This window comes from Citrobacter sp. R4, assembly GCF_026719175.1.
In the GTDB taxonomy this organism is placed as follows: Bacteria; Pseudomonadota; Gammaproteobacteria; order Enterobacterales; family Enterobacteriaceae; genus Citrobacter_A; species Citrobacter_A sedlakii.
On record NZ_JAPPSU010000003.1, the window covers coordinates 371,290 to 385,665 of the forward strand.

A 14,376-nucleotide genomic window follows, 5' to 3' on the forward strand; every position below is an offset into this window, starting at 1 on the left:
GTACAGTTAACTGGCGTTAAAATGCGCAACGCTCACGCAATATAGTTAAGGGAGTTAAGTGTATGCGCCATTTAGGCTACAACAATGCGCGGGTCCGGCAGGCAAACAAACAGCTCTTTCTGGCGCATTTATGGCGTGAGAAACAGCTCAGCAAGTCGCAGCTGGCGCAAATGACCGGCCTGTCGATTCCGGCAGTGAGCAATATTCTGCAGGAGTTAGTGGATGAGGGACGGCTCTGCCACTCCAGAGAAACGCTGAGCCAGCGTGGTCTGAGCAACGGAAGCTTTCACCTGCCCGAACGCGGGGCCTGGACGCTCTGTATGAACGTGACGCCGACCAGCCTCACCAGCCAACTGGCGGACGCCCGTCTGGTCGCCGTCGGCGACTGGCGGCACGAGGTAATCAATGCCGCCACGCCGAAAGACTTGCTCAGCGCTATAGCCCGCCACTGGCGCGTGTACCAGCAGCGCTATCCTGAGATCACCCTTAATCTGGCGCTGGGCGTGCACGGTCAGGTTGACCCGATTACCGGTGCGTCGAAAACCATGCCGCAGGCGCCGTGGAAAACCCCGGTAGAGATAAAATATCTCCTGGAAGAAATGCTTGGCGTGCAGGTTCGTCTTGATAATGACTGCGTGATGCTGGCGCTGGCGGAGAAATGGCAAAACCCGGCGGCCAATGAAGATTTCTGCGTGATTAACGTCGATTATGGGATTGGTTCTTCCTTTGTCATCAATGACAGCATCTGGCGCGGCAGCCTGTACGGCAGTGGACAGATAGGACACACCATTATTCATCCGGACGGCGTCGCCTGCGACTGTGGTCGCTACGGTTGCCTGGAAACCGTGGCCTCGCTGAGCGCGCTGAAAAAACAGGCGAGGGTGTGGATGAAAACGCAACCCATACCCGAGCTGGATCCGGAGAGGCTCACCACGGACAGACTGATTGAAGCATGGCGGCAGGGTGACGTGCGTATTCAGGCATGGGTGGAACATGCGGCGAACGCCATCGGATTAAGCCTTTATAACTTCCTTAATATCCTCAATATTAACCAGATCTGGCTATACGGGCGTAGCTGTGCTTTTGGCGAAAGCTGGCTAAATACCTTACGCCAGCAAACCGGATTTAATCCTTTCGACCATGGCGATAATCCGCGGGCGAAAGCGACGCGGATCGGCTTTGGCACGTTGAGCCGCGCGCAGCAACTTATGGGTATTGGCTATTTATACGTTGAATCGCAGTTGAGCGAGATTGACCCGGAGCGCCGCGGCGGCGAGGGAAGCGTGAGGGCATTTTATTCAGATAACCGGGCATCAGAGTGACGCCCGGCATAACATCGCGACCGGATGGTCAGGCATGCGCCGCCATCCGGCATTCGCAGTGAATTACGCGTAAACCGGGAAGCGTGCGCAAATATCCAGAACGTTACCTTTCACGCGCTCAATCACCGCGTCGTCATTGATATTGTCCAGAACGTCACACATCCAGCCCGCCAGCTCTTTCACTTCCGCTTCTTTAAAGCCACGGCGAGTGACAGCCGGAGAACCGATACGGATACCGGAAGTCACAAACGGGCTCTTCGGATCGTTCGGTACGCTGTTTTTGTTTACGGTGATGTTGGCGCGGCCGAGGGCGGCATCAGCTTCTTTACCGGTCAGGTTCTTATCAACCAGATCCAGCAGGAACAGGTGGTTTTCAGTTCCGCCGGAGACTACCTTGTAGCCACGGTTCAGGAACACCTCCACCATCGCTTTAGCATTTTTCGCAACCTGCTGCTGGTAAACTTTGAATTCTGGCTCCATCGCTTCTTTCAGCGCTACCGCTTTCGCCGCGATAACGTGCATCAACGGGCCGCCCTGCGCGCTCGGGAACACGGCGGAGTTCAGTTTTTTGTACAGTTCTTCGTCACCGCCTTTCGCCAGGATCAGGCCGCCGCGAGGACCCGCCAGCGTTTTGTGGGTGGTGGTGGTCACAACGTGAGCGTGCGGAACCGGGTTCGGGTAAACGCCTGCGGCGATCAGGCCCGCAACGTGCGCCATATCGACGAACAGATACGCGCCGATGCTGTCGGCGATTTCACGCATTTTGGCCCAGTCAACGATACCGGAGTAAGCAGAGAAACCACCGATAATCATTTTCGGTTTGTGCGCTTTCGCCAGCTTCGCCATCTCTTCGTAGTCAATTTTACCGGACTCATCAATACCGTAAGGCACGATGTTGTACAATTTGCCGGAGAAGTTAACCGGGGAGCCGTGAGTCAGGTGGCCGCCCTGTGCCAGGTTCATACCCAGTACAGTATCGCCCGGCTGCAGCAGCGCGGTGTAAACCGCGAAGTTAGCCTGAGAACCAGAGTGCGGCTGTACGTTAGCGTAGTCAGCGCCGAACAATTCTTTCGCGCGATCGATCGCCAGTTGCTCAACGATATCGACATATTCACAACCGCCGTAGTAGCGCTTGCCCGGATACCCTTCAGCATATTTGTTGGTCAGCTGAGATCCCTGCGCCTGCATGACGCGCGGGCTGGTGTAGTTTTCGGAGGCGATCAGTTCGATGTGCTCTTCCTGACGTACTTTTTCCTGCTCCATAGCCTGCCACAGTTCGGCATCATAATCGGCAATGTTCATTTCACGCTTTAACATCCGCATCTCCTGACTCAGCTAACGATAAAATTTTGGCCTTAATTAGGCGGTCCTGTTGGACAACGGCCAACAGTATAACTGAATCATTCTGTGATAACAGGTCTTGACAAAGGATTTTACGCAAACGATTACCTCGGCATTCTATAAGGCTTTGCCGAATGAAGACCTTACGGTTTTCAACGGATTTCTTTTCAGGTTTGTGATGCAGATTTTTCACGTTGTAACTTTTGCAACGCAAAGTCACAAAGAACCATTTACAATGCATGGGTATTTTTTATAAGATGCATTTGACATACATCATTAAAGATTCAGATAAAGGAAGACCGTATGCTTGACGCCCAAACCATCGCCACTGTAAAAGCCACCATTCCCCTGCTGGTCGAAACGGGTCCCAAACTGACCGCCCATTTTTACGATCGCATGTTTGCCCATAATCCCGAACTCAAAGAAATCTTTAACATGAGCAACCAGCGCAATGGCGATCAGCGTGAAGCGCTGTTTAACGCCATTGCCGCCTATGCCAGCAACCTTGAGAATCTGCCCGCGCTGCTGCCTGCTGTGGAAAAGATCGCCCAGAAACACACCAGCTTCCAGATCCAACCGGAGCAGTACAACATCGTCGGCACGCATCTGTTAGCCACGCTGGATGAAATGTTCAGCCCAGGTCAGGATGTACTGGATGCGTGGGGTAAAGCCTATGGCGTGCTGGCGAATGTGTTTATTCACCGCGAAGCGGAAATCTATCGTGAAAATGCCCGTAAAACCGGCGGCTGGGAAGGGACACGACCATTCCGTATTGTCGCGAAAACCCCACGCAGCGCGCTGATTACCAGTTTTGAATTTGAACCCGTCGATGGCGGCGCGGTGGCCGACTACCAGCCGGGTCAATATCTGGGCGTCTGGCTGAAGCCGGAAGGTTTTCCGCACCAGGAGATTCGCCAGTACTCGCTGACCCGCAAGCCGGATGGCAAAGGCTACCGGATTGCCGTGAAGCGCGAAGACGGCGGGCAGGTGTCTAACTGGCTGCATAACCATGCAAACGTCGGCGACGTGGTGCATTTAGCCGCGCCTGCCGGTGATTTCTTTATGCAGGTCTCAACGGACACGCCAGTGTCGCTGATCTCCGCAGGCGTCGGTCAGACCCCAATGCTGGCGATGCTGGATACGCTGGCAACAGCGAAACACACCGCCCAGGTTAACTGGTTCCACGCGGCGGAAAACGGCGATGTGCATGCGTTTGTCGATGAAGTGAGTGAACGGGGAAATACGCTGCCGCACTTTACCGCGCACACCTGGTATCGCATCCCGACAGAGGCCGATCGCGCAAAAGCGGCATTTGACAGTGAAGGGCTGATGGACCTGACGGCGATGAAAGCGTCGCTAACCCATCCGGCTATGCAGTTTTATCTGTGCGGTCCGGTCGGGTTTATGCAGTTTGCCGCGAAGCAACTGGTGGAAATGGGCGTGAAAAACGAAAACATTCATTACGAATGTTTTGGGCCGCATAAAGTGCTGTAACGCACAGCGGAAAAACCCGCAGGCCTGACAGGCGCCGCGCCATCAGGCACTGCGCCAGCCTACAGGCAGACGCGGCTTAAATGGCCGCGTCGTCTTCCTCGCCAGTACGGATGCGTACAACCCGCGCCACGTCGAAGACAAAAATCTTACCATCGCCAATTTTGCCGGTCTGCGCAGTACGGATGATGGTATCGACACAGGTTTCCACGATGTCATCCGGCACGACGATTTCGATTTTCACCTTCGGCAGAAAATCGACCATATATTCCGCGCCACGATACAGCTCGGTATGCCCTTTCTGACGGCCAAAGCCTTTCACTTCTGTTACCGTCATCCCGGTGATGCCGACTTCAGCCAGCGCTTCACGCACGTCATCCAGTTTGAAGGGTTTAATAATCGCATCAATCTTTTTCATGGTGTTCCTGTTTTAATCGCGTAACCGGTTGCTAACCGTATCATAGCGTGCGTCCTGGTAGGGAGCTACTCTTTAAAGTCGTTGGCATCAAGCTCGTGACGGGAGAGCAATTTATAAAACTCCGTCCGGTTGCGTCCCGCCATGCGCGCCGCATGGGTCACATTGCCTCGGGTGATTTGCAGCAGTTTACGCAGATAGTTCAATTCGAACTGATTACGGGCTTCGACAAAAGTCGGTAACGCGGTGTTTTCGCCTTCCAGCGCCTGCTCGACCAGTGCATCGCTGATTACCGGCGACGAGGTCAGCGCCACGCACTGCTCAATGACGTTCACCAGTTGCCGGACGTTACCCGGCCAGCTGGCAGTCATCAGGCGCTTCATCGCATCGGTGGAAAAGGCGCGCACAAACGGTTTATGCCGCTCCGCCGACTGACGCAGCAAATGATTCGCCAGCAGCGGGATATCTTCCGTCCGCTCGGCCAGCGCCGGGATCTTCAGGCTCACCACGTTGAGGCGGTAGTACAGATCCTCACGAAACTCGCCGCGCGCCATCGCTTTCGGCAGGTCACGGTGGGTAGCCGAAATAATGCGCACATCAATGTCGATGTCGCGGTTGCTGCCGAGCGGCCTGACTTTGCGCTCCTGCAACACGCGCAGCAGCTTCACCTGTAACGGCGCGGGCATATCGCCAATTTCATCAAGGAACAGCGTCCCGCCTTCTGCGGCCTGAAACAGCCCTTCGCGGTTGCTGACCGCGCCGGTAAACGCCCCGCGCGCGTGACCAAACAGCTCCGACTCGAGCAGTTGTTCCGGCAACGCGCCGCAGTTAATGGCGATAAACGGTTTACTGCTGCGCGGGCTGGCATTATGGATCGCCTGGGCGAAGATCTCTTTCCCGGTGCCGCTTTGCCCGTTGATCAGCACGCTGACGTCAGACTGAGCCACCATCCGCGCCTGCTCCAGCAGACGCAGCATGAGCGGGCTGCGGGTAACGATTGACTCACGCCAACTGTCGTCGGTCGCCGGGGCGGACTGTTCCAGAGCTTCATCAATGGCATGGTACAGCGCGTCCTTATCGACCGGTTTGGTGAGAAAACTGAACACGCCTTTTTGCGTTGCGGCGACCGCGTCCGGGATCGACCCGTGGGCGGTAAGGATGATCACCGGCATGCCGGGCTGCACCTTCTGGATTTCGCTGAACAGTTGCATCCCGTCCATTTCATCCATGCGTAAGTCGCTAATCACCAAATCCACTTTTTCACGGTTTAGCACGCGCAGTCCTTCGGCTCCGCTCTCTGCTGTAACCACGCTGTAGCCTTCACTGGTCAGACGCATGCCCAACAGTTTAAGCAAGCCCGGATCGTCATCGACCAGCAGTAAATGCGCTGGTTTACGGCTTATCATGGCGATACCTCATCATCGGACGGAACCGGCGCGGCAGCTTTCTCTTCGCTGTGTCCCGCGTCAGGATTGTAACTTCCGGCAGGCTTACGGCTGGAAAGCCGGCGCTCGATGTCCGTCAGGTTTTCCAGTTTGCGCGTCGTCAGATCTAACTGCGCCTGCATGTGCTGTTGTTGCTGGCGCAGCGTATCAAGTTCGCTGTCGCTGGTTTGCTGCAGTTTGCTGTAGCGCTGGCGCTCTTCAGCAAGCTGAAGCTGGAGCGCTTGTCCGTCGCGCCAGATTTGATAAAGCGGGCGCACCTGCGAGGGGATCAGGGTACTGACGCCGTCAAGACGGGAAATCGTGTCGCGACGCTCCAGCGGCGTGATTTTGGCGTTCGCCAGCAGCACGCCGCGCTTAAAGGCGTTTTGCCAGCTGTCGTCGTTCAGCATTCGGGCTTCATTGCGCGACTGTACCGGCATCAAACGATCGGCGCAGTCAATGGCGCGCAGCCAGTACAGCGGATTGGTATCGGTCGCCGGGCCATGCAGCGCCCAGATATCGGTACAGTCGACCGACAGATAATCCGCCAGTTGAGTCGTAGGCAGGTTATCCTGCGCCGTTTCGCCCGCGTCATGTTTTACCGCCTGCGGTACACAGCCCAGCAGCGCCAGACAGGGTATTCCCGCCAGGATGACCCGACGGGACAGAATTCGTTGAAAAATGTGAAAAAAAACGTGTGGCATAGTTACCAGACTTATCTGTTTAGTCGTTTTTCGATGCAGAAAGCGGCAATTCGATTCGGAAGCAAACCGCTTGCGCAGGGTCCTCGACAAGATACAATTCGCCCTGCATACGGCGAATGCAATCTCTGGCGATACTCAGCCCCAACCCGCTGCCCTTCACGGCCCCTTTTCGTTGATGACTTCCCTGGAAAAAAGGCTCGAAAATCATGGTCTTTTCCGCTTCGGGAATTGGCGTACCGGTATTGCAGACGTCAATGTAAACCCGGTTTCCCTGGAAACGGCTACTGATACGAATGTTACCGGATTCGGCTCCGTAGTGCACCGCATTGGAATAAAGATTATCCAGCACGCTCATCAACAGCATCGGCTCCGCCAGACAGCGGTCAGCTGACAGCTCAACCGCGGTATGCATCATTTTAGCGCGAGCAGGCAAACTGTGAGCGGAAACGACCATATCAACCAAAGGTTCAATCTCAACGCTTTCCATCTCAACGGGGCTGTCCGCCAGCTTGCGGTTATAATCGAGCAGTTGTTCGATCAGTTTTTGCAGGTTGCGGCTGCTGTCGTCGAGGATGCCGACCACCTCTTTTTGCTCCGGCGTCAAGGGGCCTACCACCTGATCGGCCAACAGTTCCGTCCCTTCCCGCATGCTGGCGAGCGGCGTTTTCAGTTCATGGGAAAGATGACGCAAAAACTGATGGCGCTGAGACTCAAGCCAGGACAGCCGCTCGCTCAGCCAAATGATACGCTGCCCTACGGAACGAAGCTCGCGCGGTCCGGTAAAAGTGACGGTATTGCCAAGCGACCGCCCTTCCCCCAACCGGTTGATCATCCGCTCTATGCCTTTTACCGGCCCGATTATCATCCGCGTAAACAGCAATACCATTGCAAGACTGACCAGAAACAACACCAGCGCTTGCCAGCCGAAGAACTGGCCGCGTTCGGCAATCTCCTGTTGAAGCTGTTGCCCGCGCGAGAAAACCACGGTACGCGTGGCCTGCACCATCTCGGTATTGGCACTGGCAAAGGCTTCCAGACGCGCGGCAGCGGCGGTATCCGGCCCGCTGTTACGGCATTGCAACTGCGCCAGATCGTTCAGATCCTGATGCAGCGCCTGATACAGCTTATCATCTGGCAATACGCCGGCGTGGGCGTCGAGCATTTCGCTGTAGCGTTTGCGCTGGCTCTGGTACACCCTGGCAAGGGTTGGATCGTCAAGCACGCAATACTGGCGGTAGCTGCGCTCCATCTCCAGCGCTACGTTGGTCATAGCCTCGCTGCGGCGCGCATCGATAAGCGTCGTACGGTTGGTTAGCGCCGCCTGCGCGCTCAGGGCGTTCAGGCTTTGCCACGCCTGCCAGGCAAGGACCAGCAGCGGTAACAGGATCAGCAGGAATGCCAGCGTTACCAACTGTCGTAATGAACGGGGGAAAACAGACCAGCGCTTCAATGCGTTACTCTCGCCAAACAGGAATAAGAGGATGCTAACTGAGGCAAACGTCAGATACAACAAAGCCGGGTAAAACCCGGCTTTGTTATGGAATAAGGCGGTGCCTAACTCGACGTTTCGCCCGATGGTTGATAAAGCAACGCTATTATCAGAAGTTGGACGGCAGGCACCTTGTTGTGCGTCATTCGAAGTTTATGTAGCACGTCCCGAAGGGGCTGACATAAGAAGGTGAATGAGCCACTGGTGAATATTATGCAGTAACTGTGCCAACAAATAAAACATTTTGTTAACACACTGAATTTCATGATATTTATGTAAAATAAGCCCGCACCCTGCATTGCTCATTTTTCACTCCGAGTGTCGCTGATTAGCAACACCTTAAGCACAACCTTTATACCGCTATAAAAATCAATAGGTTAAGCGTCTCCTTTTGACGACACTGACCTGGCTATGTTGTCGTAAATTCGCGACACCCACTAAAAAGCCCGGTAAATATACCGGGCTCTTTGTGAAGAGGCTATTCAACAGGCAACGGCTTAACCTAGCTGCTTACGCGCGTTGCGGAAGATACGCATCCATGGGCCGTCCTCGCCCCAGTTTTCCGGGTGCCAGGAGTTACTGACCGTGCGGAACACGCGCTCCGGGTGCGGCATCATGATGGTCACACGACCGTTTTCCGTCGTGACCGCGGTAATGCCGTTTGGCGAGCCGTTCGGGTTTGCCGGGTACGTTTCCGTCACCGTGCCAAAGTTGTCGACATAGCGCAGCGCCACCAGACCTTTGCTCTCCAGCGCGGCAAGATGGGCCTCATCGCGTACTTCGACGCGCCCTTCCCCGTGGGACACAGCGATAGGCATTTGCGAGCCGACCATCCCCTGTAGCAGCAGCGACGGGCTTTGCGTCACTTCCACCAGGCTAAAGCGCGCTTCAAAACGGTCCGACTGATTACGCACAAAGCGCGGCCACAGCTCGCTGCCCGGGATCAGTTCACGCAGGTTCGACATCATCTGGCAGCCGTTACATACGCCAAGCGCCAGGGTCTGCGGACGATGGAAGAAAGTTTCAAACTCATCGCGCACGCGATGATTAAACAGAATGGATTTCGCCCAGCCTTCCCCTGCGCCCAGCACGTCGCCGTAAGAGAAACCGCCGCAGGCCACCAGCGCCTGGAAGTTGCCCAGTCCGGTGCGACCGCCGAGGAGATCGCTCATGTGCACGTCGATGGCGTCAAAGCCCGCGCGATGGAACGCGGCGGCCATTTCAACGTGGGAGTTCACCCCCTGCTCGCGCAGGACGGCGACCTTCGGACGCGCGCCGGTGGCAATGTACGGTGCGGCGATATCGTCATTAAGATCAAACGTCAGCGTCACGTTCAGGCCCGGATCGGCGTCGTTGGTTTTCGCGTCGTGCTCCTGGTCGGCGCATTCCGGATTGTCGCGCAGGCGCTGCATCTGCCAGGTGGTTTCTGCCCACCAGACGCGAAGCGTGGTCCGGCTTTCGCTGAACACCGTCTGGCCGTTAGCATTAATCACGAAACGGTCGCCCGACACGGCCTGACCGACATAATGGACGCAGTCACCGAGGCCGTATTGCGCCAGCAGCGCTTCAACCGCCTCACGATCCGCCGCACGCACCTGGATCACCGCGCCCAGTTCTTCGTTAAATAACGCGGCCAAATGGTCGCCGCCCAGCGTGGCGATATCGGCCTGGAGACCGCAATGGCCGGTAAAGGCCATTTCCGCCAGCGTCACCAGCAGACCGCCGTCGGAGCGGTCGTGGTAGGCCAGCAATTTACGCTGCGCCACCAGCGCCTGAATCGCGTCGTAGAAACCTTTCAGTTGCGCCACGTCGCGCACATCCGCTGGTTTATCGCCAAGCTGACGGTACACCTGCGCCAGCGCGGTGGCGCCCAGCGCGTTGTGTCCTTTACCGAGGTCAATCAACAGCAGGGCATTGTCTTCGGTCGAGAGCTGAGGCGTAACGGTATGACGTACGTCCTCTACGCGGGCAAAAGCGGAGATCACCAACGACAGCGGCGAGGTCATTTCGCGCTGTTCGCCGCCTTCCTGCCAGCGGGTTTTCATCGACATGGAGTCTTTGCCTACCGGAATGGTCAGGCCAAGCGCCGGGCAAAGTTCTTCGCCTACCGCTTTTACCGCTTCATACAGACCGGCGTCTTCACCGGGGTGACCGGCAGCCGCCATCCAGTTCGCGGAAAGCTTGATGCGTTTGATGTCGCCGATCTGCGTCGCGGCGATGTTGGTCAGCGCTTCACCAACGGCCAGACGCGCGGAAGCAGAGAAGTCCAGCAGCGCCACCGGCGCGCGTTCGCCAATAGCCATCGCTTCGCCGTAGTAGCTATCGAGGCTGGCGGTCGTTACCGCGCAGTTCGCTACCGGCACCTGCCACGGGCCGACCATCTGATCGCGGGAAACCATACCGGTAACGGTGCGGTCGCCAATGGTCACAAGGAAGGTTTTTTCCGCGACGGCTGGCAAATGCAGAACGCGCTTCACGGCGTCGGCAAGTGTGATGCCGCCGCGATTCAGGGCGTCGCCTTTCGCTTTGAGGGACTGAACATCGCGGGTCATTTTCGGTGTTTTGCCGAGCAACACGTCAAGCGGCAGATCGATCGGCTGGTTGTTAAAGTGACGGTCATTCAGCGACAGGTGTTTTTCTTCCGTCGCTTCACCAATGACCGCGTACGGCGCGCGTTCGCGACGGCACAGTTCGTCGAAGAGCGGAAGCTGGTCGGCGGCAACCGCCAGCACGTAACGCTCCTGGGATTCGTTACACCAGATTTCCAGCGGGCTCATGCCCGGCTCGTCGCTGAGAATATCACGCAGCTCGAACTTACCGCCGCGCCCGCCGTCGCTCACCAGCTCCGGCATGGCGTTAGAAAGACCGCCCGCGCCAACGTCATGAATAAAGAGAATGGGGTTAGCTTCGCCCAGTTGCCAGCAGCGGTCGATCACCTCCTGGCAGCGACGCTCCATCTCCGGGTTGTCGCGCTGCACGGAAGCGAAGTCGAGATCCGCGTCAGACTGGCCGGACGCCATTGACGACGCCGCCCCACCGCCGAGGCCGATGTTCATTGCCGGGCCGCCGAGAACGATCAGCTTCGCGCCAACGTTGATCTCGCCTTTCTGTACATGATCCGCGCGGATGTTGCCGATCCCGCCCGCCAGCATGATCGGTTTATGGTAGCCGCGCAGCTCCTCGCCGTTATGGCTGTTGACCTTTTCTTCGTAGGTACGGAAATAGCCGTTCAGCGCCGGACGACCAAATTCGTTGTTGAACGCCGCGCCGCCCAGCGGGCCTTCGATCATGATATCCAGCGCGGTCACAATGCGCTCAGGCTTGCCGAAATCTTCTTCCCACGGCTGTTCAAAGCCAGGAATGCGCAGGTTAGAGACCGAAAAGCCCACCAGCCCCGCTTTTGGCTTCGCGCCGCGTCCGGTTGCGCCTTCATCGCGAATCTCGCCGCCGGAACCGGTCGCGGCCCCCGGCCATGGCGAGATTGCCGTTGGGTGGTTGTGGGTTTCGACCTTCATCAGGATATGCGCCGCTTCCTGGTGGAAGTCATAGCGCCCGGTGGCATGGTCGGCAAAATAACGTCCCACGGCAGAACCTTCCATTACCGCCGCGTTGTCTTTATAGGCAGACAACACGTGGTCGGGGGTGTGTTCCATCGTGTTTTTAATCATTTTGAACAGCGACTTCGGCTGCGGCTCGCCGTCAATCACCCAGTCGGCGTTAAAAATTTTGTGACGGCAGTGTTCGGAGTTCGCCTGGGCAAACATATACAGCTCGATATCGTTCGGGTTGCGCCCCAGCGTTGTGAACGCATCCTGCAGGTAGTCGATTTCGTCTTCCGCCAGCGCCAGGCCGAGACGCAGGTTGGCGTCGATCAGCGCCTGGCGGCCTTCGCCCAGCAAATTAACGCTGGCGACCGGAGCGGGCTCGTGATGGATAAACAATTTTTCCGCATCGTTTAATGAGGAAAAAACCGTTTCCATCATGCGATCGTGAAGCTCTGCGGCGACCTGCTGCCACTGTTCAGCGGTCAGCGTGGAGGCTTCAACATAGTAAGCCACACCGCGCTCCAGGCGATCGATTTGTTGCAGGCCGCAGTTGTGGGCGATATCCGTCGCTTTGGAAGACCAGGGGGAGATGGTGCCGGGGCGAGGCGTTACCAGCAGCAGTTTGCCTTCCGGCGTATGGCTGCTCAGGCTCGGGCCATATTTCAGCAGGCGGGCAAGCTGCGCCTGCTCATCTTCGCTCAGCGGCGCGTTCAGATCGGCAAAATGGACGTACTCGGCGTAAATGTTGTGGACCTGGAGGTTGGCAGCCTGAAAGCGCGCCAGCAGTTTGTTGATACGGAATGCCGACAGTGCAGGCGAACCACGCAGAATTTCCATCATAAGTCTCTCGTCTTCTAAGCTTTCGGTGTGCCCAAGTGGGGAAACGGGCGTCATTATAAAGAATCTGCGCCGCCGACGAAACCGTTTGCGTCGAAATAAAATTGGCGTCAATTTTTGCCAGACGGTGCGGCCAATCGTTCTAATTAGTTGCCAACTGACGCAAGTTTAAGCAAAATGCCGCTCACTGATAAATACTCCTGGTCTTACTATTCCTTTTCCTACACTGAGGCAACGCACGGTACAGAGAATTAACTAATTGAAAAAATTAAAGATTAATTATCTGTTCATCGGCATCCTGACGCTGTTGTTGGCCGCCGCGCTTTGGCCCTCTATTCCCTGGTCCGGTAAAGCTGAAAGTCGTATCGCGGCGATCCAGTCGCGGGGAGAGCTGCGCGTGAGCACCATTAACTCGCCGCTGACCTATTCAACGCTTAATGGTAAGCCCTACGGGCTGGATTATGAGCTGGCGGAACAGTTTGCCAACTATCTGGGGGTGAAGCTGAAGATTACCGTACGCCAGAACATCAGTCAGTTGTTCGATGACCTGGATAACGGCGATGCCGACCTGCTGGCTGCCGGACTGGTCTATAACAGCGAACGGGTTAAAAATTACCAGCCCGGCCCGACCTATTACTCCGTCTCGCAGCAGTTGGTCTACAAAGTGGGCCAGTATCGTCCGCGTACGCTGGGAAGCGTGACGGAAAGCCAGCTGACTATCGCTCCCGGCCATGTGGTGGTTAATGATTTACAGACGCTGAAAGAGACTAAATTTCCTCAACTCAGTTGGCGAATTGAAGACAGAAAAGGCACCACGGAGCTGTTGGACGCCGTGCTTGCCGGTAAGCTGGATTACACCATTGCCGACTCTGTCGCCATCAGCCTTTATCAGCGCGTACATCCGGAACTGGCGGTCGCGCTGGATGTCACTGACGAACAGCCGGTCACCTGGTTTAGCCAACTGGACGATGACAATACGTTATCAGCCGCCCTGCTCGATTTCTTCAACAGCATCAATGATGACGGTTCGCTGGCGAGGCTGGAAGAGAAGTATCTCGGCCACGGCGACGATTTCGACTATGTCGATACCCGCACCTTCCTGCGCGCCGTTGAGGCCATGCTGCCCGACCTGAAACCCTTATTTGAAAAGTATGCCCAGGAAATTGACTGGCGTCTGCTCGCCGCGATCGCCTGGCAGGAATCGCACTGGGATCCGCAGGCTACCTCGCCGACCGGCGTTCGCGGCATGATGATGCTGACCAAAAACACGGCCCAAAGTCTGGGTCTTACCGATCGTACCGACCCGGAGCAGAGCATCAGCGGCGGCGCGCGGTATTTACAGGACATGATGAGCAAGGTGCCGGAAACCGTGCCAAAGGATGAGCGCATCTGGTTTGCGCTGGCGGCGTATAATATGGGCTATGCGCATATGCTCGACGCGCGAACGCTGACGGCGAAAACCAAAGGTAACCCTGACAGCTGGACCGACGTGAAGCAGCGTCTGCCGCTGCTCAGCCAGAAGCCATATTACAGTAAGCTGACCTATGGCTACGCCCGCGGTCACGAAGCGTACGCCTACGTCGAAAATATCCGCAAGTATCAGATCAGTTTAGTGGGCTATTTGCAGGAGAAAGAGAAACGGGTCGCGGAAGAAATGAGGCTGGCGGAAGAATATCCCGTAGTATCCCCTGCGGAATTCAGCAAACAGTCGCTGCCGCTCTCCTCCTTCCTGTCGCAAGCGTCCTCCGGCTATCTGGCGGATGCCCCTTCCTTGCTGCGCCTGCCGCAGAAAAAGGACGCAGAGTAAA

8 protein-coding genes and 1 pseudogene are annotated in these 14,376 nt (G+C 56.5%); 3 read left to right on the forward strand and 6 right to left on the reverse strand.

The annotated features are described in order from the left end of the window. Window positions 1-62: 62 nt before the first annotated feature. Window positions 63-1,253: pseudogene (locus tag OOJ60_RS10465) on the forward strand (ROK family transcriptional regulator); the annotation flags it as partial. Window positions 1,254-1,385: 132 nt separating this feature from the next. Here OOJ60_RS10465 and glyA read toward each other — a convergent pair. Next, window positions 1,386-2,639, reverse strand: a complete 1,254-nt coding sequence (glyA, locus tag OOJ60_RS10470) for a serine hydroxymethyltransferase (RefSeq protein WP_181822743.1) — start codon at window positions 2,637-2,639, stop codon at window positions 1,386-1,388. A 327-nt stretch (window positions 2,640-2,966) separates the two neighbouring features. On the opposite strand from glyA, the gene hmpA reads away from it, so the two are divergent. Beyond that, window positions 2,967-4,157, forward strand: a complete 1,191-nt coding sequence (hmpA, locus tag OOJ60_RS10475) for an NO-inducible flavohemoprotein (protein WP_181822742.1) — start codon at window positions 2,967-2,969, stop codon at window positions 4,155-4,157. A 76-nt stretch (window positions 4,158-4,233) separates the two neighbouring features. Here hmpA and glnB read toward each other — a convergent pair whose 3' ends face one another. The 5 genes from glnB to purL form a co-directional block, all read right to left on the reverse strand. After that, the gene (gene glnB / locus OOJ60_RS10480; protein WP_012906673.1) at window positions 4,234-4,572 is read right to left on the reverse strand and encodes a nitrogen regulatory protein P-II; all 339 of its coding nucleotides are present in this window, start codon (window positions 4,570-4,572) and stop codon (window positions 4,234-4,236) included. Between the two features lie 65 nt (window positions 4,573-4,637). Continuing rightward, a complete protein-coding gene (glrR, locus tag OOJ60_RS10485) occupies window positions 4,638-5,972 on the reverse strand; it encodes a two-component system response regulator GlrR (RefSeq protein WP_304502517.1) in 1,335 nt (444 codons plus the stop codon). Continuing rightward, window positions 5,972-6,697 (reverse strand): two-component system QseEF-associated lipoprotein QseG, encoded by a 726-nt coding sequence (gene qseG, locus OOJ60_RS10490; RefSeq protein ID WP_060570479.1) that lies wholly within the window; start codon window positions 6,695-6,697, stop codon window positions 5,972-5,974. Before qseG ends, glrR begins: the two co-directional genes overlap by 1 nt. Before the next feature lie 19 nt (window positions 6,698-6,716). Beyond that, a complete protein-coding gene (gene qseE / locus OOJ60_RS10495; RefSeq protein ID WP_060570598.1) occupies window positions 6,717-8,147 on the reverse strand; it encodes a two component system sensor histidine kinase QseE/GlrK in 1,431 nt (476 codons plus the stop codon). Window positions 8,148-8,683: 536 nt separating this feature from the next. After that, window positions 8,684-12,571: a phosphoribosylformylglycinamidine synthase gene (gene purL, locus OOJ60_RS10500; RefSeq protein ID WP_205612522.1), complete on the reverse strand. Its 3,888-nt coding sequence runs from the start codon at window positions 12,569-12,571 to the stop codon at window positions 8,684-8,686. A 256-nt stretch (window positions 12,572-12,827) separates the two neighbouring features. Between purL and mltF the strand changes: the two genes are divergently transcribed. Beyond that, entirely contained in the window at window positions 12,828-14,375 is a 1,548-nt protein-coding gene (gene mltF / locus OOJ60_RS10505) for a membrane-bound lytic murein transglycosylase MltF (protein ID WP_042291485.1), read from the forward strand. Window position 14,376 lies beyond the last annotated feature (1 nt).